Genomic DNA, 23,263 nt, shown 5'->3' with positions numbered 1-23,263 from the left:
GTCGTGTCCTTAATGTGTCAGGGTTGCCAGATCTACCGGGGCTTTGTGCGCCGGTGCGGCAGTCGGAAGATATTGTTGTTCGGCGCTTACCGCCCACTGCTGGTAGCGGCGATACAGTTGTTCAAAACGTTGAGCCTGCTCAGGACGAGGGTGCAGTGTGTTTTCCACGGCACTCGCCATTTTTTGCTGGGCGGCGGGGATATCGGCATGCACGTTTGCGGCAACGGCGGCAAAAATTGCCGCACCAAGCGCGCAGCACTGGTCTGAGGCGACAATCTGCAGCGGACGATTAAGGACGTCACAACAGGCCTGCATGATGACCGGGTTTTTACGTGCGATGCCGCCGAGCGCCATCACGTTATTCACTGCGATGCCTTGTTCGGTAAAGCATTCCATAATGGCGCGTGCGCCAAACGCCGTTGCGGCAATCAATCCACCAAACAGCGCTGGTGCGTCGGTCGCGAGGTTAAGGTCGGTAATGACCCCTTTCAGACGTTGGTTGGCATTGGGTGTACGACGCCCGTTGAACCAGTCGAGTACTACCGGCAGATGGTCCAGCGACGGATTTTTTGCCCATGCTTCGGTTAGCGCAGGCAGCAGCTGTTTTTGGCTGGCTTTAATCTGCGTTTTGAGTTCCGGGTGCTGCGCAGCAAGCTGCTCCAGCGGCCAGCTCAGCACGCGGCTAAACCAGGCATAGATATCGCCGAAGGCGGATTGACCGGCTTCCAGGCCAATAAAGTGCGGTACCACGCTGCCATCAACCTGGCCGCATATGCCTTTCACTGCGCGCTCGCCGACGCTGGCTTTGTCGGCAATCAGAATGTCACAGGTCGAGGTGCCAATGACTTTCACCAACGTGTTTGGCTGTGCGCCCGCGCCGACTGCGCCCATATGGCAGTCGAATGCACCGCCGGAAATGACCACGCTTTCCGGCAGACCCAGGCGCTGTGCCCATTCCGCACAGAGCGTGCCCACTGGCAGGTCTGCGGTGAAAGTATCGGTAAACATCGGGTATTGCAGATGTTGGTTGAGGAGCGGGTCGAGTTCATCAAAGAAACTGGCTGGCGGCAGGCCACCCCAGCTTTCATGCCACAGGGATTTGTGTCCGGCGCTGCAGCGTCCGCGACGAATATCCTGTGGGCGCGTGGTGTCAGAGAGCAGGGCGGGGATCCAGTCGCACAGCTCAATCCAGGATACGGCAGCCTGCGCGACTGCGTTGTCCTGGCGGGTAACGTGCAGGATTTTCGCCCAAAACCATTCACTGGAATAAATGCCGCCGATATAGCGGGAATAATCGACCTTGCCAGGCGTATGGCACAGGCGGGTGATTTCTTCGGCTTCTTCGACTGACGTGTGATCTTTCCACAGGACGAACATCGCGTTCGGGTTCTCGGCGAACTCTTCTCTGAGTGCGAGGACGTTGCCGTTAGCATCAACAGGCGCAGGGGTTGAACCGGTGCTGTCAACGCCAATCCCGACCACTGCCGCACGCTGTTGCGCGCTCAGTTCGCCGAGGACCGTTTTCAGTGCGGCTTCCATGGATTCAATGTAGTCACGCGGGTGATGGCGAAACTGGTTGTTTGGGCCATCGCAATATTGCCCTTCCTGCCAACGTGGGTACCACTCTACGCTGGTGGCAATCTCCTCGCCGGTGGCACATTCCACCGCCAAAGCGCGTACTGAATCACTTCCAAAATCGAGGCCAATTGCAATCGCCATCGTCTTACTCCATCCAAAAATACGGGTATGGATAAACAGTAGATAATGGGGGTAAAAACCGTCAGGCAGGATCCGCTAATCTTATGGACTAAAATGCTGTGGCATCGCAAAGTGTGACGCCGTGCAAATATTCAATGTGGACATTTCTGCCGTAGTTATAGACACTTTTGTTAGCCGTTTTTATCGTTGGCGCAGGACATGTTTTTTACAAAATGCTTTTCACATGCGGGGTTGATGGTCCATCACTGAAACCATAGCGGTCTACGGGGGCGACGGTGACGATATCTTACGTAATATGGACGATTTGTTTCTTATCAGAACACCGGGAGTATTGAAATTATGGCTGAACCGCAAAACGATCCCCTGTTGCCAGGCTACTCGTTTAACGCGCATTTAGTGGCGGGATTAACCCCTATTGAGGCGAACGGGTACCTGGATTTTTTCATCGACAGACCGCTGGGAATGAAGGGCTATATTCTGAACCTGACCATTCGCGGGGAAGGCGTCATCAACAATCAGGGCAAGCAGTTTGTTTGCCGACCGGGTGATATTTTGCTGTTTCCGCCGGGTGAAGTTCACCATTACGGCCGCCATCCCGATGCCAGTGAATGGTACCACCAGTGGGTCTACTTTCGGCCTCGCGCCTACTGGCAGGAGTGGCTTACCTGGCCGGCGATTTTTGCGCAGACCGGTTTTTTTCGCCCGGATGAAGCACATCAGCCACACTTCAACGACCTGTTTGGTCAGATAATCAGCGCCGGGCAACGGGAGGGACGTTACTCTGAACTGCTGGCGATCAACTTGCTTGAGCAACTGCTGCTCAGACGTATGGAAGCGATTAACGAATCACTGCATCCCCCCATGGATAACCGCGTGCGTGATGCCTGTCAGTACATCAGCGATCACCTGGCGGACAGCAATTTTGATATTGCCAGCGTCGCGCAGCATGTCTGCCTGTCGCCGTCTCGTTTGTCGCACCTGTTCCGCCAGCAGCTCGGCATCAGCGTACTCAGCTGGCGTGAGGATCAGCGAATCAGCCAGGCGAAGCTCCTGTTGAGCACCACGCGCATGCCGATCGCCACCGTCGGGCGCAACGTCGGGTTTGACGATCAGCTCTATTTCTCCCGCGTTTTCAAAAAATGTACCGGCGCCAGCCCGAGCGAGTTTCGCGCTGGCTGTGAATAAAAAGTGAATGATGTGTCCGAAAAGTTGTCATATCTCGCAAACTATTCATACGAATGATGACTTGACGAAGTTGAGAAGGGTTATCAGAATCCTTGCTTCGTAAATCTGACGGACACATTATGCAAGCATTGCTGGAACATTTTATTCTCCAGTCCGCCGTATACTCTTTGATAGCCGTACTGCTGGTGGCTTTTCTGGAGTCGCTGGCGCTGGTGGGCTTAATTTTACCCGGTACCGTGCTGATGGCCGGACTGGGTGCGCTGATTGGTAGCGGTGAACTGAACTTCTGGCATGCCTGGCTTGCGGGCATTGTCGGTTGCCTGATGGGCGACTGGATCTCCTTCTGGCTGGGCTGGCGTTTTAAAAAGCCGCTGCATCGCTGGTCTTTTATGAAAAAGAACAAGGCGTTACTGGATAAAACTGAACATGCGCTTCATCAGCACAGCATGTTTACTATTCTGGTAGGTCGTTTTGTTGGTCCGACGCGCCCGCTGGTGCCAATGGTGGCGGGGATGCTTGATCTGCCTGTCGCCAAATTTATAGTGCCTAATATCATTGGCTGCGTACTGTGGCCGCCGTTTTATTTTCTGCCGGGTATCCTGGCGGGCGCGGCAATTGATATTCCCTCAGATGTACAGAGCGGCGATTTCAAATGGCTTTTGCTGGCGACCGCGCTATTGCTGTGGGTCGGGGGATGGCTGTGCTGGCGGCTATGGCGTAGCGGCAAAGCGGCTGTTGATCGTTTAACCGTTTATTTGCCGCGAGGTCGACTGCTGTATCTGGCGCCGCTTGTTCTCGGGATCGGCGTGGTGGCGCTAGTCGCACTGATCCGCCATCCGCTGATGCCGGTGTATATCGATATCCTGCGCAAAGTGGTGGGCTATTAGGGCTTATTTTGCCGGATGGCGCTGGCGCTAATCCGGCCTACGGGCCGCAAATTGCGCCACTATGCTTTAATACCCAACAGCGCCGAGGCGCTGGCGTGACCGCTCAACAACGCCTCCGTTTTACCTTGCCACGCAATGCGCCCGTCGGCGACCACGATTGAACGTGGCGCAATGCGCGCGGCGTCTTCTACGCTGTGGGATACCATCAGCATCGTCAGCTGCTTTTCACGACACACGCCGGCCACCAGTGTGAGCATTTCCTGACGCAGGGCGGGGTCGAGTGCGGAGAACGGTTCATCAAGCAGCAACACGGGCTGTTCCCGCACCAGGCAGCGCGCCAGGGCTACACGCTGGCGTTGCCCGCCGGAAAGCTCGCCGGGTAGCCTTTCCAGCAACATGTCGAGTCCCATTTGTTGAGCAATGTGGCGCATTTTCTCCTGCTGCTGCGCGTTGAGTTTCAACCCAGGGTTAAGGCCGAGGGCGATATTCTGCCGCACACTCAGGTGGCTGAACAGATTGTTTTCCTGAAACAGCATGGAGACAGGGCGGCGAGAAGGCGGCGTGCGGGTATGATCCTCACCACCAATCATCATTGTGCCGCTGGCTGGTGCCAGAAAACCGGCAATCAGGTTTAATAGCGTACTTTTCCCGGCGCCGCTGGGTCCCAGCACGGCAATCTGTTCACCGCGCGCGACCGACAGCGTAAAGCGCATCGGTAAATGGTGATACAGCCATGTGATATCAATCAGTTTTAACATGTCGACCCGGTAATTTCTCAATAACAGTAAACAGCGTAAAGCACAGGATCAGCAGCAATAATGCGGTGACTGCACCATCCTGACTGCGATAGGAGCCAATCTGCTGATAGAGGTAAAACGGTAAAGTGCGGAAGTCCTCGTTGCCAAACAGGGCTACCACGCCAAAATCGCCAATCGACAGGACGCAGGCGAAGGCCATGGCTTGCGCCAGCGGGCGTTTCAACGCACGCAGCTCAACCACTTTCAACCGCGACCATCCTTCAATGCCTAAAGACTGGCACAACATGCTGTAGCGCGCCGTCACGTCACGCATCGGGTTTTCCAGCACTTTCAGCGCATAAGGGATAGCCATTAGCGCATTGGTGAAAATCACAATGCCGTCGGCAGAGTCAGGCAGGCCAATACTGTTATTGAGCAGCAGGAAGAACCCGGTTGCCAGCACGATGCCCGGCATTGCGAGGATCAGCATGCCGCTCAGTTCCAGCGCCTGACCTGCCAGTATCTGCTGCCGTACCCGTAGTTCCCGGCTGCTCCACAACAGCATCATGGTGAGAATGACGCACAGCAGGCCTGCCGCCAGCGCAATACGCAGCGAAGTCCACAAGGCTTGCCACAATACAGGCTGCGCGAGAACGTCCAGAATATGACGGTTAACACCATCGACAATCACCGCCAGCAGCGGCGGGAGTAACACCAGCAGCGCCAGAATAATCAGTAGGGTGTCGGTCACTCGGCTGTGAAGGTGGTCGTCGGGATCGCGCCAGCCTTGTACCAGCGTGGTGCCGGGGGCTATCGCTCGACTCATGCGCTGGCTGAGCAGCACCAGTCCTAAGCAGCAAATCATCTGGATCAGTGCCAGCATGGCGGCGCGGGCGGGATCGTAGTCGAAGCTCAGCGCCTGATAGATAGCCAGCTCGATGGTGGTCGCCTGCGGCCCGCCGCCGAGCGACAGCACGGTAGCAAAACTGGCGAAGCACAGCATAAAGATGAGCGCCGCTACCGGAGGGATCTGACGGCGCAGCCACGGCCATTCAACGAAGCGGAAGAAATGCCAGCCGCGCATACCTAGCTGCGCGGCGAGCTGCCGCTGTTCGCCGGGAATATTCTCCAGCGACTGCAGCAGTAAACGGCTGGCCATCGGCAGGTTGAAAAAGACGTGTGCCAGCAGAATGCCCTGCAGACCGTACGGTGAAAACGTCCACTCCAGGCCGAGAGCCTGCCAAAGTGAGGCCAGCCAGCCCTGGCGACCGTAGACGCTAAGGATGCCAAAGACGGCGACCAGCACCGGCAGGATCAGCGTCATTGCGCACAGGCGCAGCAGCGCTATACGCCCAGGGAAACGGCGACGATAAAGCGCCCGGGCGAGGAAGATTGCCGGGATCACCGACAGCGCAGCGGATAAAAATGCCTGCCAGAAGGAAAAACGCACCACGTGCCACAGGTAGCTGTCCTGCCACAGCGTGAGCCAGTCTCCCTGAGGGGCGTTCAGCCACAGCGCCAGAAATGCCGCCAGGGCGACGGCCACTATCAGCGTAGCGGCCGAAAGCCCTGGGATCAGCCAGCCTGGAATTAACGGCTGACGGCGCGTTGCCATGCGTTAATCCATGTCTGACGTTGAGTTGCTACCTGTTGTGGGGTGAATTCCAGCGCGGTGGACGGTTTTTCCAGTTGTGCAATGCCCGGAGGAAGCGTGACCTGGGTTACCGGATACATCCAGTTGCCGGTGGGGATTGCGTTCTGGAACGCCGGAGAAACCATAAATGTCAGGAATTTTTCCGCCAGTTCGGGTTGTTTGCTGGCGGCGGTACGTGCGGCGACCTCCACCTGCAAATAGTGTCCCTCGCTAAAATTGGCGGCGGCGTAGTTATCTTTCTTCTCTTCGATGATGTGATACGCCGGAGAGGTGGTATAGCTCAGCACCAGATCGCTTTCACCTTTCAGGAACAGACCGTAGGCTTCACTCCAGCCCTTGGTGACGGTGACGGTTTTAGCCGCCAGTTTCTGCCAGGCTTCCGGCGCTTTATCACCGTACACTTTCTGCATCCACAGCAGCAGTCCCAGACCCGGCGTGCTGGTGCGTGGGTCCTGATAAATTACGCGCCATTTCTGCTCGCTTTCGACCAGTTCTTTCAGGCTCTTCGGTGGTTTTTTCAGCTTGTTTTTGTCATACACAAAGGCGAAATAACCGTAATCAAATGGTACAAAGGTGTCGTTTTTCCAGCCGCCAGGGACGTTGATGGCATCGCTCGCCACGCCGCTTTTGGCAAACAGTTTGGTCTGCATTGCCGCGTCGAGAAGGTTGTTATCCAGTCCGAGCACGACGTCGGCTTTACTGTTTTTTCCTTCCATACGCAGGCGGTTAAGCAGCGAGACGCCATCTTCCAGCGCCACCAGCTTTAGTTCGCAGTTGCAGTCGGCTTCAAAGGCTTTTTTGATGGTTGGACCGGGGCCCCAGTCGGCGGCGAACGAGTCGTAGGTATAGACGGTCAGAACGGGTTTGGCGAAGGCAGGCACTGCGCACAGCAGTAAAAGCGGAAGACATTTTTTAAACACTTTGCACCTCATAAAGTAAAACTCTAAATAATTCGAGTTGCAGGAAAGCCAACGCATCTGCAGCTTGAAGTATGACGAGTTAGGTGGCAAAGGACTTGAGCTACAGCCTCAAATCCCTTCGCCGGCATTATCCGGATCAGGTTCGACGGGTATCTCTCAGCCTCATACACTTCATCCTTCACGCTGCCTCTGCGTTGGCTGCGTTTGCTTGCCGCCTTGAAGCATCATGAATGATTTTGTGTATGTTTTTTATTGGCACCCCGTTGAGAACGGCGTTAGTGTAATGATTTTGTTGCTATGCGGCAATCAAGAGCCGGATCTACGGGTCCGGCGGTGCAAACCATGCTGATTTAAAATCAAACCAGCCAAGCGTATTCATGCGTAATCCGCGCATACTGCGCTGCCCCTGAATGATCAGCCAGTGATGGATCAGCGGTACAATGGCTTTACTGGCAAGCAGTTGCTGACACCATGCTGCGAGGCTCATCTCGCCGGTGCGCCAGCGGGCGGCGTCGCTTTCCCAGTCCAGAGAAAGACAATTTTGCAGCAGCGGGACGTCGCACAAATGGGCGAACAGCGAGAAGTCCAGCGGTAAGGTAAAGTTGGCGCTGTTGAGCCAGATATCGCTGACGGTCTCGCCTGCGTGCCATTGATCGTAGTCGATCTCCTGAATATTCAGCTGTACCTGATGCTCCGCCAGCAATGTTTTCATGATCTGCGCAATCACCCGATGCTCGATATGATCGCGATAGTAGGTGAGCGTCAGTGTTTCCAGTCCCGCCGGTTTTTCACCGAGTCCTGGCCTGGCGTGATGCCAGCGAGGCAGTAATCCGTACGCGGGAAACCAGTGCCGTTGATACTGCTCGTCAGCCTGAAAAATTAAATTCGTCGGCGAGAGTATGCGGCTTACCCATTCGCGCACCTCCTGATTGGCTCCGCGATGGGCGCGGGAATCAAACAGCATGTAATAACACCCTTCCTCCAGCCGGCTTTCGATGGCCTTTTCATCTTCCGTCGGGCCTTTGAGCGTGAGCCCGCCGCCAGGCTCTTCGGCGATGTCCGGTAACACCCACACGTTCACTTCGTCAATCAACGCCCGGTAACCAAAGTAATCATCAAAAGCGTGAATTTTTAGCTGGTTACTCGTATTGCGGACGACCGCATAGGGACCGGTGCCAATCGGGTGGCTGGAAAAGTTATTCAGCGTTTCCCATTCGCGCGGCAGGATCATGGCGGGGACCTGTCCCAGTAGCCACGGCAGCCAGCGATCAGGTTGCGCCAGATGGATATCCAGCGTCCAGGCCGTGGGGGAGGCAATTTGCGTAATGTGCGAGTACAGCGGCAGGCTGTTGATCCGCCTCAGTGAAGCGATCACATCCTCCATTTCCAGCTCGCGACCATGATGAAAATGGATCCCAGGACGCAGGAAGAACCGCCAGTGCAGCGGCGAAATTTGTTGCCAGTGGTGGGCAATGTCGGCTTCCAGTTCCCCATTTTCCTCATTTACGCGGGTTAAGGCGCTGAAGATTTGCCTGGCGATATGGGTTTCGGAACGGCGTAGCGCCGTACCGGGGAGCAGATTGCGCATCGGGCGATAGTAAAGGACGCGCATGATGTGCCGCCCCTGGCGAAAGCTGCGGCCCAGATGGGAAACCAGCATTTGTCGCACGGCTGTTTTATCGCCGACCAGTTGCACCAGTTGATCAATGCGATCCTGTTCCAGCAGGTCTTCCGCCCGCTGCTGCTGGAGCGCCAGCCCGGTGTAGAGAAAGCTCAGGCGTGAACGTTTGCCGCGACCGACCTCGGCTTCCCACGTTAGCCAGCCGCGTTCCTGCATGGTGTTGAGCAGGGTGCGCATATGGCGGCGCGAGCAACTGAGTAACTCTGCCAACTCGTTCAACGTGGTGTCTTGCGTTTTGCCGTCGCAGCATTGCCACAGGCGGATAAACTGTTGTTGCAAACGACCAGAAGACATAAAAGGGGAACTCCCACGGAAAACTCAGCAATTTTATTATCCCCATATTAAGCCAATAATGAATTCCGATGAAGCGATGAGACAACGAAGGGGTCATCTATGCGTCAGTTCTATTTAAAGTACTTTACCTCGACAGCGCGTTTGTCCTGGTTGGCTTGCCTGAGTGCGCCGCAGCGCTTAAAGATGCTCGATGAACTGATGCAGTGGGAGTTGCAAGACTGACCTCTGAATTGGGAATTGCAGACATCATGTGTGACTGAGTATTGGTGTTAATCGCCGCGCCAGCAGGTATTATCTGCTGGCTTTTTTCGTTTCCGCTGCGCTTAAAAGGAAAGATATGCTCTGGATTATGACCATGGGACGGCGCCTCAACGGCGTGTATGCGGCGTTTATGCTGGTTGCCTTTATGATGGGCGTAGCGGGCGCGTTACAGGCACCCACGCTGAGCCTGTTTCTGAGTCGCGAGGTGGGGGCACAGCCATTTTGGGTTGGGCTGTTTTACACCGTCAATGCGATCGCCGGGATCGCGGTCAGCCTTGGTCTGGCGAAACGATCCGACAGTCGGGGCGATCGGCGTAAGCTGATCATGTTCTGCTGTCTGATGGCGATTGGCAACGCGTTGCTGTTTGCCTTTAACCGCCACTATTTAACGCTGATCACCTGCGGGGTGCTGCTGGCTTCGCTGGCAAATACCGCCATGCCGCAGCTGTTTGCGCTGGCGCGGGAGTATGCCGATAACTCGGCGCGAGAAGTGGTGATGTTCAGCTCGGTGATGCGTGCGCAGCTTTCGCTGGCGTGGGTGATTGGGCCGCCGCTGGCGTTTATGCTGGCGTTAAATTACGGCTTCACGATGATGTTTTCGATTGCTGCCGGGATATTTGCTATTAGCCTGGTGCTGATCGCGCTGATACTGCCGTCGGTGGCGCGGGTCGAGCAGCCTGTCGATGTCCCGCTTGAGCAGACCGGCGGCTGGCAGGACAAAAATGTGCGCATGTTGTTTATTGCCTCCACGCTGATGTGGACCTGCAACACCATGTACATTATCGATATGCCGCTGTGGATTAGCCTTGAACTGGGACTACCGGACAAACTGGCCGGGATCCTGATGGGCACCGCCGCCGGGTTGGAAATTCCGGCAATGATTCTGGCGGGTTACTACGTGAAGCGTTTTGGTAAGCGGCGGATGATGATAACCGCCGTGGCGGCAGGCGTGCTGTTTTACCTTGGGCTTATCTTCTTCCATAGCCATACGGCGCTACTGGTCCTGCAGCTGTTTAATGCGGTATTCATCGGGATTGTTGCCGGAATAGGCATGCTGTGGTTTCAGGATCTGATGCCGGGCAGGGCGGGTTCAGCTACCACCTTATTTACCAACAGTATCTCCACGGGGGTGATTCTGGCGGGGGTAATTCAGGGGGCGGTGGCGCAAAGTTATGGGCATTATGCCGTCTACTGGGTGATTGCGGGAATTTCGGTGGTTACGCTGGTGATGACCGGACGAGTGAAGGATGTGTAGTGGGTGTGCCGGATACGCTGCGCTTATCCGGCCTACAAATCTTTCCGTAGGCCGGATAAGACGCTTTTGCGTCGTCATCCGGCATGCTTATCCGGCAACAACAAGCACTAGCGCATAAACGCCGGCTGTTTGTTCTCGTAAGTCGAGATCGCGTCTTCGTGCTGCAACGTCAGCCCAATACTGTCGAGACCGTTCAGCATGCAGTGGCGGCGGAAGGTGTCGATTTCAAACGGATACGCTTTATCGCCAGCCTTCACCACCTGTGCCTGCAGATCCACCTCAAAACGAATCCCCGGATTGGCCTGTACCAACGTGAACAGTTCATCCACTTCGTCGTCGCTTAATTTCACCGGCAGCAGTTGGTTATTAAAGCTGTTGCCGTAGAAAATGTCGGCGAAGCTTGGGGCGATCACCACTTTGAAACCGTAATCGGTCAGCGCCCACGGCGCATGTTCGCGCGAGGATCCGCAGCCAAAGTTTTCTCGCGCGAGCAGAATCGATGCGCCTTGATATTCCGGGAAGTTCAGTACGAATTCCGGATTAGGCTGCTGACCATTCTCATCGAGAAAGCGCCAGTCGTTAAACAGGTGCGCGCCAAAACCGGTACGCGTCACCTTCTGCAAAAACTGTTTGGGAATGATTGCATCCGTATCGACGTTGGCGGCATCCAGGGGGACAACCAGGCCGGTATGCTGGGTAAATTTCTCTGCCATGGTAGTTTCCTTATTTGATGCGGCGAATGTCGGCAAAATGACCGGTAACGGCGGCCGCGGCGGCCATGGCCGGGCTGACTAAGTGCGTACGCCCTCCGCGGCCCTGACGACCTTCAAAGTTACGGTTGCTGGTGGAAGCACAGCGTTCGCCCGGATTCAGACGATCGTTGTTCATCGCCAGGCACATTGAGCAACCCGGTAAGCGCCATTCAAAACCGGCTTCAATGAAAATCTTATCCAGACCTTCTGCTTCAGCCTGGGCTTTAACCGGACCTGAACCCGGTACCACCAGTGCCTGCACGCCCGGCGCGACCTTGCGGCCTTTGGCGATTTCAGCTGCGGCACGTAAATCTTCAATACGCGAGTTGGTGCAGGAGCCGATAAACACTTTATCAATAGCCACTTCCGTCAACGGAATGCCCGGCTTCAGCCCCATATAGGCCAGCGCTTTTTCCGCTGATGCGCGTTCAACCGGATCGCTAAACGACGCGGGGTCGGGAATGTTATCGTTTACGGAGATTACCTGGCCTGGGTTAGTGCCCCAGGTGACCTGCGGAGCAATCTCTTCTGCCTGCAGGGTGACGGTGGTATCAAACGTCGCTCCGTCGTCGGTTTTCAGCGTTTTCCACCAGGCGACGGCATCGGCAAAATCCTGACCTTTAGGGGCATGCAAACGTCCCTGTACATAGTTGAAGGTGGTTTCATCCGGTGCGACCAGACCCGCTTTGGCCCCCATTTCGATTGCCATGTTACACAGGGTCATACGACCTTCCATGCTCAGGGCGCGGATGGCATCGCCGCAAAACTCAACCACGTGCCCGGTACCGCCTGCGCTACCGGTTTTACCGATAATCGCCAGCACGATATCTTTGGCAGTAATTCCTGGTGCTGCCGTGCCATTGACTTCGATCTTCATGGTTTTGGCGCGCCCTTGCTTCAGGGTTTGCGTGGCCAGCACGTGTTCGACTTCGGAGGTCCCGATACCAAACGCCAGCGCGCCGAACGCACCGTGTGTGGCAGTGTGGGAGTCACCGCAGACGATGGTCATACCCGGTAAGGTCACACCTTGCTCGGGTCCCATCACGTGGACGATGCCCTGAAAAGGGTGGTTCAGATCGTACAGTTCGACGCCGAACTCATTGCAGTTTTTGATCAGCTCCTGCATCTGGATGCGCGCCATTTCACCGGAGGCGTTAATGTCTTTGGTTTGCGTCGAGACGTTATGATCCATAGTGGCGAAGGTTTTACCCGGCTGGCGAACCGGACGGTTATGCGCCCGCAGGCCGTCGAATGCCTGCGGTGAGGTCACTTCGTGCACCAGATGGCGGTCGATATACAGCAGCGGCGTTTCGTCCTGCGCTTCATACACGACGTGCGCATCGAACAACTTTTCATACAACGTTTTAGCCATGATTACACCCCTTCTGCGACGTAGCGAGCAATGATATCGCCCATCTCATCGGTACTGACTGCGGCTGTGCCACGGGCTAAATCACCGGTGCGAATACCTTCTGCTAATGCGCGGTTAACAGCGCGTTCAATGGCTGCTGCTGCATCATTGGCGTCCAGACTGTAGCGCAGCAACAGCGCCAGTGACAAAATCTGGGCAATCGGGTTGGCAATGTTTTTACCGGCGATATCCGGTGCTGAGCCGCCGGCGGGCTCGTACAGGCCAAAGTCCTGCTCATTCAGGCTGGCAGACGGCAGCATGCCCATGGAGCCGGTGATCATCGCGCATTCATCGGACAGGATGTCACCAAACAGGTTGGAGCACAGCAGCACGTCAAACTGAGACGGATCTTTAATCAACTGCATGGTGGCGTTGTCGATATACATATGCGTCAGGACAACGTCCGGGTATTCATTGGCTATTTCATTGACCACTTCACGCCACAGAATCGAGGTTTGCAGCACGTTGGCTTTATCAATCGACGTCACTTTACAGCGACGCTTGCGGGCAGATTCAAATGCAATGCGCGCAATACGTTCGATCTCGAAACGGTGATAGACCTCGGTATCAAAGGCTTTTTCATGTTGACCGCTACCTTCACGGCCTTTTGGCTGACCGAAGTAGATCCCGCCCGTCAGTTCGCGTACGCACAGGATGTCGAAACCGTTGGCGGCAATATCGGCGCGCAGCGGGCAAAAATCTTCCAGCCCCTGGTACAGCTTAGCCGGGCGCAGGTTGCTGAATAATTTGAAGTGTTTACGCAACGGCAACAGGGCACCACGCTCCGGCTGCTGGTTTGGCGGCAGGTTTTCCCATTTCGGGCCGCCCACGGAGCCAAACAGAATGGCATCGGCCTGCTCACAGCCGTCAACTGTTGCGGGTGGCAGCGGCTGACCGTGGTTGTCGATGGCAACGCCGCCCACGTCATAGTGGCTGGTGGTAATGCGCATAGCGAAACGGGTGCGAATCGCGTCCAGTACTTTCAGAGCTTGCGCCATCACTTCCGGGCCAATACCGTCACCCGGCAAAACAGCAATATGATAATTCTTCGACATCACACGGTTTCCTTGTTGTTCTCGTTGTTTTGAGCTTTGCGTTGCAATTCTTTTTCGACTTCTTCGGCGCGCCAGATGTTATTCAGTACATGCACCATGGCTTTCGCGGAGGACTCGACAATATCCGTTGCCAGGCCTACGCCGTGGAAGCGACGGCCGTTAAAGTTGGCGACGATATCCACCTGACCCAGAGCATCTTTACCGTGGCCTTTTGCGGTCAGGCTGTATTTCACCAGTTCGATGTCGTAGTCGGTAATACGGTTGATGGCCTGATAAATAGCATCGACCGGGCCGTTACCGTTGGCGGCTTCGGCTTTCACATTCTCGCCACAGGCCAGCTTGACGGAGGCGGTGGCAATATCATTGGAGCCAGACTGCACGCTGAAGTAATCCAGGCGGAAATGTTCGGGTTCTTCTTGCTGTTTGTTAATAAAGGCCAGCGCTTCCAGGTCGTAATCAAACACCTGACCTTTTTTATCCGCCAGCTTCAGGAAGGCGTCGTACAGGTTGTCCAGACTGTATTCACTCTCTGTATAGCCCATCTCATCCATACGGTGTTTGACCGCAGCACGTCCGGAACGGGACGTCAGGTTCAGTTGCACCTGGTTCAGACCGATGGACTCCGGGGTCATGATTTCGTAGTTTTCACGGTTTTTCAGTACGCCGTCCTGATGAATACCGGAGGAGTGGGCAAAGGCGCCGCTACCGACAATCGCTTTGTTGGCCGGAATCGGCATATTGCAGATTTGGCTGACTAACTGGCTGGTACGCCAGATTTCCTGATGATTAATGCGGGTCTGTACGTTCAGAATATCTTTGCGGACTTTGATCGCCATGATCACTTCTTCCAGCGAGCAGTTACCGGCGCGTTCACCGATCCCGTTCATCGCCCCTTCGACCTGACGCGCACCGGCATGAACAGCGGCCAGCGCGTTACCGACGCCCAGACCTAAATCGTCGTGGGTGTGCACGGAAATGATCGCTTTGTCGATATTCGGCACGCGTTCATACAGGCCGGAAATGATTGCGCCAAATTCGAAGGGCATGGTGTACCCGACGGTATCGGGGATATTAATGGTTTTGGCACCGGCATTAATCGCCGCTTCTACCACGCGAGCCAGATCGGCAATAGGGGTACGGCCGGCGTCTTCGCATGAGAATTCCACGTCATCCGTGTAATTACGCGCACGCTTAACCATATAGACAGCCCGCTCGATAACCTCATCCAGCGTACTACGTAATTTGGTGGCGATATGCATCGGCGAGGTGGCGATAAACGTATGTATGCGGAAAGCCTCAGCCACCTTCAGAGATTCAGCGGCCACATCGATATCTTTTTCCACACAGCGGGCTAAGGCGCAGACGCGGCTGTTTTTAACCTGTCGGGCAATGGTCTGTACCGACTCAAAATCACCTGGCGAAGACACAGGGAAACCGACTTCCATCACGTCAACGCCCATACGCTCGAGAGCCAGAGCAATCTGCAGTTTTTCTTTCACACTCAGGCTTGCCTGTAACGCCTGTTCACCATCGCGTAAGGTGGTATCGAAAATAATGACTTGCTGGCTCATGGTTTAGGTCCTTTGTCTTTTTTGGCGCCTTGCTTCGAGCATAAAAAAACCCGCGCAGCGGCGCGGGTTTTTGTCTTAACTGGAGCTGACGTAATGCTAAATGTCGTTCACCAGTCTACCGCGCAACGAAGATGCGTTTAGTAGTAGTAGACCGTTAAAACGAACAATGTAAGTCATCAATCAGGCTCCAGGCGAATGCGATATGCTTTTAGTGGTACTGGATATGAAAGCTGATGTCAACCCCGCTCCCCGTAAGCGTCCGTATTCAGAAGAAAAACACCTCTGCAATCTAAGCGAATTGTGCTGAATTTTTAGAGAAGCATAAAATAAATTAGTGTGCCTTCGTACATACTTTTCATGCTTTGACATGTTTGAGCATATTTGTTTGCAACTATTGTGACAGCATGCTGATGAGATGAGGTGCAGATACACTTTTTATCTTTATGATTTATCAGTTTTTATAGTGACCATGAATGAGTACAGGGGGCAAGCTTATCAATGATTGATAAATTAATGTTAACTTTTAATGTATTAATAATATAAACATTTAATCAAATCTTAAATATATATTCACCGCACGTATGATTGTGTATTCGTCGTGCTTATGGTTATATTGTTCGTGAAATTTAAACATATGAATCATCGTGCAGTGACATCCGCCACACTGCGCTCGCATTGGGTTTCTGTTCATTTAGGTTCGTGCCTTTATGTTTTCCTAATTTTAATGTTTTTCCTTTTTCTTATTTTATATGTATGGTAAATCATATTAACGGAGGTTATTTCTTCACTCCGTCTGGGAAAAGGGAGTTTAGAGTGACAGTGGAGTTAAATATGCCAGAAGTGAAAATAATAGATAAACCAAATCCTATAACAATGGGAAAGCCGCAGCTTCGCATGGTTGATCTTAATTTATTAACCGTCTTTGACGCGGTAATGCAGGAGCAAAATATTACCCGCGCTGCGCATACTCTGGGGATGTCGCAACCTGCGGTCAGTAATGCTGTGGCGCGTTTGAAAATTATGTTCAATGATGAACTTTTTGTTCGTTATGGCCGTGGGATCCAGCCGACAGCGCGGGCCTTCCAACTCTTTGGCTCCGTCCGTCAGGCATTGCAACTGGTACAGAATGAACTGCCGGGTTCGGGGTTTGAGCCTGCCAGCAGCGAGCGCGTATTCAACCTCTGCGTATGCAGCCCATTGGATAATATTCTGACCTCCTTGATTTATAATCGGGTTGAGCAAGTTGCGCCAAACATTCATGTCGCATTTAAATCTTCACTCAATCAAAATACCGAACATCAATTACGCTATCAGGAAACGGAGTTCGTTATTAGTTATGAAGAGTTCCGTCGCCCTGAATTCACCAGTATTCCCTTGTTCAATGACGAGATGGTGTTAGTCGCGAGCAGAAAACACCCACGTATTAGTGGTCCATTATTGGAAAACGATGTTTATAATGAACAGCATGCGGCGGTATCTCTCGATCGCTTTGCATCATTTAGCCAACCCTGGTATGACACTGCGGATAAACAATCTTGTGTCGCTTATCAAGGTATGGCGTTAATCAGCGTGTTGAATATTGTTTCGCAAACGCATCTGGTGTCTATTGCACCACGTTGGTTAGCGGAAGAATTCTCTGAGCAGTTAGATCTGCAGATATTGCCTTTACCGTTAAAATTGAATAGCCGCACATGCTATCTTTCCTGGCATGAAGCTGCGGGCAGGGATAAAGGCCACCAATGGATGGAAGAATTGTTAGTCTCCGTCTGTAAGCAGTAGTATTCGGCAGAATAAATCGGGCAGGACGTCTGGTTTATTCTGCTTTTGGCTTTTTATCTAAGATTTTGTGCTGAACTTGTCTTTCTGCATCTGTCCAAAAGTGTAAAAAAATAGACTAATCGCTGTAAGTCTCCATTTTTAAGCGATTATTTCTCATTTCATTAGCGGATGCTGGTTTAAATCTCTATTTATTCTGCGCTTACCTCCTTTTTATTCTTATTCATGCGAATTCCCCCTCTTAGGTGTCAATTGCCATGCGTCATCCTCAGCGGTTAATGTGTTGTTAAACCGTTATTCATTATAAGAGTGGAGGCAAGCCATGGAGATGTTGTCTGGAGCCGAGATGGTCGTGCGATCGCTCATCGATCAGGGTGTGAAGCAGGTATTTGGTTATCCTGGGGGCGCGGTCCTCGATATTTATGATGCGCTGCATACGGTCGGGGGAATCGATCATGTGTTGGTCCGTCATGAACAAGCCGCCGTACATATGGCCGATGGCCTGGCGCGTGCCACGGGTGACGTCGGCGTAGTCCTGGTGACCTCCGGGCCGGGCGCAACCAATGCGATAACCGGGATCGCCACGGCGTATATGGATTCCATTCCGCTGGTGATCCTCTCCGGGCAGGTGGCGACGTCGCTGATTGGCTACGATGCCTTTCAGGAGTGCGACATGGTCGGTATCTCTCGTCCGGTGGTGAAGCACAGCTTCCTCGTTAAGCAAACGGAAGATATTCCTCAGGTCCTGAAAAAGGCCTTCTGGCTGGCGGCAAGCGGTCGCCCAGGCCCTGTGGTCGTGGATTTGCCAAAGGATATTCTGAATCCGGCAAAGAAACTGCCGTATAGCTGGCCGGAGTCGGTCAGTATGCGCTCGTATAATCCGACAACGACCGGACATAAGGGGCAAATAAAGCGCGCGCTACAAACGCTGGTCGCGGCTAAAAAACCGGTGGTATATGTTGGCGGCGGTGCGGTCAATGCGGCCTGTCATGAACAACTTGGCCAGATTGCACAAGCGCTTAACCTGCCGGTTGTTTCTTCGTTGATGGGATTGGGCGCGTTTCCGGCCACGCATCGTCAGGCGCTGGGCATGCTGGGGATGCATGGCACCTACGAAGCCAATATGACCATGCATCATTCCGACGTGATCTTTGCCGTTGGTGTTCGCTTTGACGATCGCACAACCAATAACCTGGCAAAATATTGTCCAAATGCGACCGTACTGCATATCGACATCGATCCGACCTCTATTTCGAAAACCGTCACTGCGGATATTCCGATTGTCGGCGACGCCCGACTGGTGCTGGATCAGATGCTGGAACTGTTACCGCAGGAGAAATCGCAGCAACCGCTTGATGATAACCGCGACTGGTGGCAGCAGATAGAACAGTGGCGTGCGCGCCAATGTCTGAAATATGACACGCAAAGTGAGAGCATTAAGCCGCAGGCTGTCATTGAAACCCTCTGGCGTCTGACGAAAGGGGATGCGTATGTAACCTCGGACGTTGGTCAGCACCAGATGTTTGCCGCGCTGTACTACCCGTTTGATAAGCCGCGTCGTTGGATTAACTCTGGTGGCCTCGGCACCATGGGATTCGGTTTACCTGCAGCGTTAGGCGTAAAGATGGCGCTACCGAATGAAACGGTGGTGTGCGTCACCGGCGATGGCAGTATTCAGATGAATATCCAGGAGCTGTCGACGGCGTTGCAATATGAGCTGCCGGTGCTGGTACTCAATCTTAACAACCGTTACCTCGGCATGGTTAAACAGTGGCAGGACATGATTTACTCCGGGCGTCACTCGCAGTCTTACATGCAGTCGCTGCCCGACTTTGTACGTCTTGCCGAGGCATATGGTCATATTGGTATCCAGATAAACCATCCGGATGAACTCGAGAGCAAATTGGGTGAGGCGCTGGAGCACGTGCGTAACCATCGTCTGGTGTTTGTCGATGTCACCGTTGATGGCAGTGAACATGTCTACCCGATGCAGATTCGTGGAGGCGGTATGGATGAAATGTGGTTAAGCAAAACGGAGAGGACCTGATTATGCGCCGGATATTATCAGTATTACTGGAAAACGAGTCGGGTGCATTGTCACGAGTGATTGGTCTCTTCGCTCAGCGCGGTTACAACATTGAAAGCCTGACCGTCGCACCGACGGACGATCCGACGTTATCGCGAATGACGATCCAGACAGTGGGTGATGAAAAGGTCCTTGAGCAGATCGAAAAGCAGCTGCACAAACTGGTGGATGTCCTGCGCGTAAGCGAGTTGGGACAGGGGGCTCATGTTGAACGAGAGATCATGCTGGTGAAAATTCAGGCCAGCGGTTACGGTCGTGAAGAAGTGGTGCGCAATACGGAAATATTCCGCGGGCAAATCATTGACGTCACGCCGTCCATCTACACCGTACAACTGGCAGGTACCAGCGATAAGCTCGATGCTTTCCTGGCTACATTGCGTGAAGTGGCGAAAATCGTCGAGGTTGCGCGCTCCGGCGTGGTGGGGCTTTCTCGCGGTGATAAAATCATGCGCTAATCATGGCCCAGTTATTAATTCGCGAGCCCAATGCTACCGGTTGGGCTTTTTTTTGCGAAATCAGCGGTAACCAGAGACAAAAGCGGTTGCCGCGGTCATTATTCTGCGCTTAGATGTTAAGAATTTAACCCATGCCATCTCAAAGGTTATGGTTGGTACATTTTACGCAAGGGGCAATTGTGAAACTGGATGAAATCGCTCGGCTGGCCGGCGTTTCGCGAACGACTGCAAGCTACGTTATTAATGGCAAAGCAAAGCAATATCGCGTAAGCGACAAAACGGTTGAAAAAGTCATGGCGGTGGTGCGCGAGCATAATTACCACCCAAATGCTGTGGCAGCCGGGCTACGTGCTGGACGCACACGTTCTATCGGGCTGGTGATCCCGGATCTGGAGAATACAAGTTATACCCGGATAGCCAACTACCTGGAGCGCCAGGCTCGTCAGCGTGGCTATCAGCTGCTGATTGCCTGCTCTGAAGATCAGCCAGATAACGAAATGCGTTGTATTGAACATCTATTACAACGCCAGGTTGATGCCATTATTGTGTCGACCTCTTTGCCGCCAGAGCATCCGTTTTACCAGCGCTGGGCTAACAGCGCATTCCCGATTGTGGCATTAGACCGCGCGCTGGATCGTGAACATTTCACCAGCGTTGTCGGGGCCGATCAGGACGATGCAGAAATGCTGGCGGAAGAATTGCGTAAGTTCCCGGCTGATACCGTCCTTTATCTCGGTGCGCTGCCGGAATTATCTGTGAGTTTCCTGCGTGAGCAGGGTTTTCGTACCGCGTGGAAGGACGATCCGCGTGAAGTGAATTTCCTGTATGCCAACAGTTATGAGCGGGAAGCCGCCGCGCAGCTGTTTGATAAATGGCTGGAAACGCACCCGATGCCACAGGCGTTGTTTACCACTTCCTTTGCGCTTTTACAGGGCGTGATGGATGTGACATTACGTCGTGACGGGCAGCTACCGTCTGATTTAGCGATTGCTACCTTTGGCGATCATGAATTGCTCGACTTCCTACAGTGCCCGGTACTGGCGGTGGCGCAACGTCATCGCGACGTTGCAGAGCGCGTACTGGAAATCGTGTTGGCCAGTCTGGATGAGCCGCGTAAGCCAAAACCAGGCTTAACGCGCATCAAGCGTAACCTGTATCGCCGCGGTATTCTCAGTCGGAGTTAAGGTGTTCTGCTGGACGCGCTGGAAGGCGATAACCTTCTGGCGCGGTCATTTATTCAAATATCAGAAATAACCTCATTATATTTAAGAATATTCTTTAGAATTGTCTGAAATTCAATTTCTATATATCGTGATTAAAAACGCAACCCACCATTTTTACGTTATTGATACGTAACGACGCGTTACGATTGTATTATTTTGTTACATGGTTGTAGGGAATTGCCGAATTAACAAACACTTTGCTTCTGTATTGCAGATTTTTCTCACCTGCCTTGGTCGTACAAGGCGTACAGACCGATTAACTGGTACTGTTATCTCGCTGCATATTGTCCTAAAATGCCGCTCGCGTCGCAAACTGACACTTTATATTTTCTCGAGATGATATTGAGTTGTTTTAAACAATGATGAGTTGTTGGATTTTTTTCTTACAAATATTCATGACGTTAATTTGCTTCGTTCGCTGTACGGAATTTGTTCAACGCTGATATTGGCCGTAAACATTGGGTTTTTTGCTCCGCTAAGCGCCGTGACTTGCTTGACAAGGTTTTCCTCCGCTCCGTAAACTCCTTATAAGTGGGATTTTGTGGGACAAAGTGGTAATCGGGGGTGAGACTGGCATGTTCCGGGGAGCGACGTTAGTTAATCTCGACAGTAAAGGGCGCTTATCAGTGCCTACCCGGTATCGGGATCAACTGCTCGAGAGTGCTACCGGTCAAATGGTTTGCACCATTGACATCCATCACCCGTGCCTGCTGCTTTACCCCCTGCCTGAATGGGAAATTATCGAGCAGAAGCTATCTCGTCTGTCCAGCATGAATCCGGTCGAGCGCCGCGTACAGCGCCTGCTGTTGGGGCATGCCAGTGAATGTCAGATGGATAGCGCCGGTCGATTACTGATAGCACCCATTTTGCGGCAACATGCAGGGTTAACAAAAGAAGTGATGCTGGTTGGGCAGTTCAACAAATTTGAGCTGTGGGATGAAACGACCTGGTATCAACAGGTCAAGGAAGATATCGACGCTGAGCAATCTGTTACCGGCGCGCTGTCGGAACGATTGCAGGATTTGTCTCTATAAGATGATGGAAAATTTTAAACATACAACGGTGTTGCTGGATGAGGCCGTAAACGGTCTGAATATTCGTCCGGACGGCATCTACATTGACGGGACATTTGGTCGCGGCGGTCACTCACGACTGATCCTCTCGCAGCTTGGCGAAGAGGGGCGTTTGCTGGCTATCGATCGCGATCCGCAGGCCATTGCGGTGGCTCAGACCATTAACGATCCCCGCTTCTCCATCATTCATGGACCTTTCTCCGCGCTGGCTGAGTACGTGAGTGAGCGCGGGCTAACCGGTAAGATCGATGGCATCCTTCTCGATCTTGGCGTCTCTTCTCCGCAATTAGACGATGCGGAGCGCGGCTTTTCGTTTATGCGTGACGGTCCGTTGGACATGCGTATGGACCCAACGCGCGGCCAGTCAGCCGCCGAGTGGCTGCAAACGGCAGATGAAGCGGATATTGCCTGGGTGATTAAAACCTTTGGCGAAGAACGCTTTGGCAAACGCATTGCTCGCGCCATTGTCGAGCGTAACCGCGTTGAACCGATGACCCGCACCAAACAACTGGCGGAAGTCATTGCGGCGGCCATGCCGGTAAAAGACAAATTCAAACATCCCGCGACCCGTACCTTCCAGGCGGTGCGCATTTGGGTGAACAGTGAACTGGAGGAGATAGAGCAGGCGCTAAAAAGCTCGCTCAGCGTGCTGGCTCCAGGTGGTCGCCTTTCTGTCATCAGTTTCCACTCGCTTGAAGACCGTATTGTGAAGCGCTTTATGCGCGAACAAAGTCGCGGTCCTCAGGTTCCGGCGGGGATCCCGATGACCGAAGCGCAGATCCAAAAGCTGGGCGGCCGTGAGTTGAGAGCATTAGGCAAGTTGATGCCGGGTGAAGAAGAGGTCGCAGAAAATCCTCGTGCCCGTAGTTCAGTTCTGCGCATTGCAGAGAGGACGAACGCATGATCAGCAGAGTGACAGAAGCCCTCAGCAAAGTTAAAGGATCGATAGGAAGTAACGAGCGCCATGCTTTGCCTGGCGTGATCGGTGACGATCTTTTGCGGTTCGGGAAGCTGCCACTCTGCCTGTTCATTTGCATTATTTTGACGGCGATCACCGTCGTGACGACCGCGCACCATACGCGGTTACTGACTGCACAGCGTGAACAGTTAGTTCTGGAACGCGATGCACTGGATATCGAATGGCGTAACCTGATCCTCGAAGAGAACGCTCTCGGTGACCATAGCCGTGTTGAACGGATCGCAACGGAAAAGCTGCAGTTGCAGCATGTCGATCCCTCACAAGAAAATATCGTTGTACAAAAATAAGG

At 53.4% G+C, this 23,263-nt stretch carries 21 protein-coding genes and 1 riboswitch; of the genes, 11 read left to right on the top strand and 10 right to left on the bottom strand.

Translation table 11 applies throughout. The features are described 5' to 3' along the window. Nucleotides 1-9: 9 nt before the first annotated feature. Nucleotides 10-1,719 (bottom strand): ribulokinase, encoded by a 1,710-nt coding sequence (araB, locus tag FDW98_RS06335; protein ID WP_096758327.1) that lies wholly within the window; start codon nt 1,717-1,719, stop codon nt 10-12. A 339-nt stretch (nt 1,720-2,058) separates the two neighbouring features. Here araB and araC point away from each other — a divergent pair, with 339 nt between their 5' ends. Together araC and FDW98_RS06325 are read left to right on the top strand one after the other, a co-directional pair. Further along, complete coding sequence (gene araC / locus FDW98_RS06330) at nt 2,059-2,904, top strand: arabinose operon transcriptional regulator AraC (protein WP_096758326.1); 846 nt, start codon at nt 2,059-2,061, stop codon at nt 2,902-2,904. A 119-nt stretch (nt 2,905-3,023) separates the two neighbouring features. Beyond that, entirely contained in the window at nt 3,024-3,791 is a 768-nt protein-coding gene (locus FDW98_RS06325; RefSeq protein WP_096758325.1) for a DedA family protein, read from the top strand. Nucleotides 3,792-3,850: 59 nt separating this feature from the next. Here FDW98_RS06325 and thiQ read toward each other — a convergent pair whose 3' ends face one another. The 4 genes from thiQ to sgrR all read right to left on the bottom strand — a co-directional run bounded on the left by thiQ (nt 3,851) and on the right by sgrR (nt 9,077). Continuing rightward, nucleotides 3,851-4,549 carry a thiamine ABC transporter ATP-binding protein ThiQ gene (gene thiQ / locus FDW98_RS06320; RefSeq protein WP_096758324.1) on the bottom strand — a complete coding sequence of 233 codons (699 nt, stop codon included), beginning with the start codon at nt 4,547-4,549 and terminating at the stop codon, nt 3,851-3,853. Further along, complete coding sequence (gene thiP / locus FDW98_RS06315; RefSeq protein WP_096758323.1) at nt 4,533-6,143, bottom strand: thiamine/thiamine pyrophosphate ABC transporter permease ThiP; 1,611 nt, start codon at nt 6,141-6,143, stop codon at nt 4,533-4,535. The genes thiQ and thiP overlap by 17 nt, the downstream gene beginning before the upstream one ends. Further along, nucleotides 6,119-7,102: a thiamine ABC transporter substrate binding subunit gene (gene thiB / locus FDW98_RS06310; RefSeq protein ID WP_096758322.1), complete on the bottom strand. Its 984-nt coding sequence runs from the start codon at nt 7,100-7,102 to the stop codon at nt 6,119-6,121. The genes thiP and thiB overlap by 25 nt, the downstream gene beginning before the upstream one ends. Before the next feature lie 95 nt (nt 7,103-7,197). Next, nucleotides 7,198-7,375: riboswitch (TPP riboswitch) on the bottom strand. Between the two features lie 46 nt (nt 7,376-7,421). Then, nucleotides 7,422-9,077 (bottom strand): HTH-type transcriptional regulator SgrR, encoded by a 1,656-nt coding sequence (gene sgrR / locus FDW98_RS06305; protein WP_096758321.1) that lies wholly within the window; start codon nt 9,075-9,077, stop codon nt 7,422-7,424. Nucleotides 9,078-9,176: 99 nt separating this feature from the next. Here sgrR and sgrT point away from each other — a divergent pair, with 99 nt between their 5' ends. After that, nucleotides 9,177-9,299 (top strand): glucose uptake inhibitor SgrT, encoded by a 123-nt coding sequence (gene sgrT / locus FDW98_RS06300; RefSeq protein WP_096758320.1) that lies wholly within the window; start codon nt 9,177-9,179, stop codon nt 9,297-9,299. Between the two features lie 115 nt (nt 9,300-9,414). Then, nucleotides 9,415-10,593 (top strand): sugar efflux transporter, encoded by a 1,179-nt coding sequence (locus FDW98_RS06295; RefSeq protein ID WP_096758319.1) that lies wholly within the window; start codon nt 9,415-9,417, stop codon nt 10,591-10,593. A 107-nt stretch (nt 10,594-10,700) separates the two neighbouring features. Here FDW98_RS06295 and leuD read toward each other — a convergent pair whose 3' ends face one another. The 5 genes from leuD to leuL all read right to left on the bottom strand — a co-directional run bounded on the left by leuD (nt 10,701) and on the right by leuL (nt 15,559). Continuing rightward, complete coding sequence (gene leuD, locus FDW98_RS06290) at nt 10,701-11,306, bottom strand: 3-isopropylmalate dehydratase small subunit (RefSeq protein WP_096758318.1); 606 nt, start codon at nt 11,304-11,306, stop codon at nt 10,701-10,703. A 10-nt stretch (nt 11,307-11,316) separates the two neighbouring features. Next, the gene (gene leuC, locus FDW98_RS06285) at nt 11,317-12,717 is read right to left on the bottom strand and encodes a 3-isopropylmalate dehydratase large subunit (protein ID WP_137362013.1); all 1,401 of its coding nucleotides are present in this window, start codon (nt 12,715-12,717) and stop codon (nt 11,317-11,319) included. A 2-nt stretch (nt 12,718-12,719) separates the two neighbouring features. Beyond that, on the bottom strand, nt 12,720-13,811 hold the full coding sequence (gene leuB, locus FDW98_RS06280) for a 3-isopropylmalate dehydrogenase (protein ID WP_096758316.1): 1,092 nt from the start codon (nt 13,809-13,811) through the stop codon (nt 12,720-12,722). Beyond that, a complete protein-coding gene (leuA, locus tag FDW98_RS06275; RefSeq protein WP_096758315.1) occupies nt 13,811-15,382 on the bottom strand; it encodes a 2-isopropylmalate synthase in 1,572 nt (523 codons plus the stop codon). Before leuA ends, leuB begins: the two co-directional genes overlap by 1 nt. 96 nt (nt 15,383-15,478) lie before the next feature. After that, the gene (leuL, locus tag FDW98_RS06270) at nt 15,479-15,559 is read right to left on the bottom strand and encodes a leu operon leader peptide (RefSeq protein ID WP_115259466.1); all 81 of its coding nucleotides are present in this window, start codon (nt 15,557-15,559) and stop codon (nt 15,479-15,481) included. Nucleotides 15,560-16,213: 654 nt separating this feature from the next. On the opposite strand from leuL, the gene leuO reads away from it, so the two are divergent. The 7 genes from leuO (at nt 16,214) to ftsL (ending at nt 23,261) form a co-directional block, all read left to right on the top strand. Then, a complete protein-coding gene (gene leuO, locus FDW98_RS06265) occupies nt 16,214-17,161 on the top strand; it encodes a transcriptional regulator LeuO (protein WP_096758314.1) in 948 nt (315 codons plus the stop codon). A gap of 319 nt (nt 17,162-17,480) precedes the next feature. Further along, entirely contained in the window at nt 17,481-19,205 is a 1,725-nt protein-coding gene (gene ilvI / locus FDW98_RS06260; RefSeq protein WP_096758313.1) for an acetolactate synthase 3 large subunit, read from the top strand. 2 nt (nt 19,206-19,207) lie between these two features. Next, nucleotides 19,208-19,699, top strand: a complete 492-nt coding sequence (gene ilvN / locus FDW98_RS06255) for an acetolactate synthase small subunit (RefSeq protein WP_096758312.1) — start codon at nt 19,208-19,210, stop codon at nt 19,697-19,699. 179 nt (nt 19,700-19,878) lie between these two features. After that, entirely contained in the window at nt 19,879-20,883 is a 1,005-nt protein-coding gene (gene cra / locus FDW98_RS06250) for a catabolite repressor/activator (protein ID WP_096758311.1), read from the top strand. 614 nt (nt 20,884-21,497) lie between these two features. Then, nucleotides 21,498-21,956 carry a division/cell wall cluster transcriptional repressor MraZ gene (gene mraZ, locus FDW98_RS06245; RefSeq protein WP_005124560.1) on the top strand — a complete coding sequence of 153 codons (459 nt, stop codon included), beginning with the start codon at nt 21,498-21,500 and terminating at the stop codon, nt 21,954-21,956. A 1-nt stretch (nt 21,957) separates the two neighbouring features. Next, nucleotides 21,958-22,899: a 16S rRNA (cytosine(1402)-N(4))-methyltransferase RsmH gene (rsmH, locus tag FDW98_RS06240; protein ID WP_096758310.1), complete on the top strand. Its 942-nt coding sequence runs from the start codon at nt 21,958-21,960 to the stop codon at nt 22,897-22,899. Then, nucleotides 22,896-23,261, top strand: coding sequence for a cell division protein FtsL (gene ftsL, locus FDW98_RS06235; RefSeq protein ID WP_096758309.1), 366 nt, complete (start codon nt 22,896-22,898; stop codon nt 23,259-23,261). The genes rsmH and ftsL overlap by 4 nt, the downstream gene beginning before the upstream one ends. Nucleotides 23,262-23,263 lie beyond the last annotated feature (2 nt).

It is taken from the genome of Citrobacter sp. wls711 (assembly GCF_005281055.1).
GTDB classification, from domain to species: domain Bacteria; phylum Pseudomonadota; class Gammaproteobacteria; order Enterobacterales; family Enterobacteriaceae; genus Citrobacter; species Citrobacter gillenii.
The sequence above is the reverse complement of the archived record's forward strand: the minus strand, read 5'-3'. Positions and strand labels throughout refer to the sequence as shown.

Coding starts and splice junctions, on each gene's coding strand:
- leuC (WP_137362013.1), bottom strand. CDS start 12,717: ATGGCTAAAACGTTGTATGAAAAGTTGTTCGATGCGCACGTCGTGTAT.
- rsmH (WP_096758310.1), top strand. CDS start 21,958: ATGATGGAAAATTTTAAACATACAACGGTGTTGCTGGATGAGGCCGTA.
- leuO (WP_096758314.1), top strand. CDS start 16,214: ATGCCAGAAGTGAAAATAATAGATAAACCAAATCCTATAACAATGGGA.
- ftsL (WP_096758309.1), top strand. CDS start 22,896: ATGATCAGCAGAGTGACAGAAGCCCTCAGCAAAGTTAAAGGATCGATA.
- araC (WP_096758326.1), top strand. CDS start 2,059: ATGGCTGAACCGCAAAACGATCCCCTGTTGCCAGGCTACTCGTTTAAC.
- FDW98_RS06295 (WP_096758319.1), top strand. CDS start 9,415: ATGCTCTGGATTATGACCATGGGACGGCGCCTCAACGGCGTGTATGCG.
- thiP (WP_096758323.1), bottom strand. CDS start 6,143: ATGGCAACGCGCCGTCAGCCGTTAATTCCAGGCTGGCTGATCCCAGGG.
- araB (WP_096758327.1), bottom strand. CDS start 1,719: ATGGCGATTGCAATTGGCCTCGATTTTGGAAGTGATTCAGTACGCGCT.
- sgrT (WP_096758320.1), top strand. CDS start 9,177: ATGCGTCAGTTCTATTTAAAGTACTTTACCTCGACAGCGCGTTTGTCC.
- ilvN (WP_096758312.1), top strand. CDS start 19,208: ATGCGCCGGATATTATCAGTATTACTGGAAAACGAGTCGGGTGCATTG.
- leuA (WP_096758315.1), bottom strand. CDS start 15,382: ATGAGCCAGCAAGTCATTATTTTCGATACCACCTTACGCGATGGTGAA.
- thiQ (WP_096758324.1), bottom strand. CDS start 4,549: ATGTTAAAACTGATTGATATCACATGGCTGTATCACCATTTACCGATG.
- FDW98_RS06325 (WP_096758325.1), top strand. CDS start 3,024: ATGCAAGCATTGCTGGAACATTTTATTCTCCAGTCCGCCGTATACTCT.
- leuD (WP_096758318.1), bottom strand. CDS start 11,306: ATGGCAGAGAAATTTACCCAGCATACCGGCCTGGTTGTCCCCCTGGAT.
- mraZ (WP_005124560.1), top strand. CDS start 21,498: ATGTTCCGGGGAGCGACGTTAGTTAATCTCGACAGTAAAGGGCGCTTA.
- leuB (WP_096758316.1), bottom strand. CDS start 13,811: ATGTCGAAGAATTATCATATTGCTGTTTTGCCGGGTGACGGTATTGGC.
- sgrR (WP_096758321.1), bottom strand. CDS start 9,077: ATGTCTTCTGGTCGTTTGCAACAACAGTTTATCCGCCTGTGGCAATGC.
- leuL (WP_115259466.1), bottom strand. CDS start 15,559: ATGACTTACATTGTTCGTTTTAACGGTCTACTACTACTAAACGCATCT.
- ilvI (WP_096758313.1), top strand. CDS start 17,481: ATGGAGATGTTGTCTGGAGCCGAGATGGTCGTGCGATCGCTCATCGAT.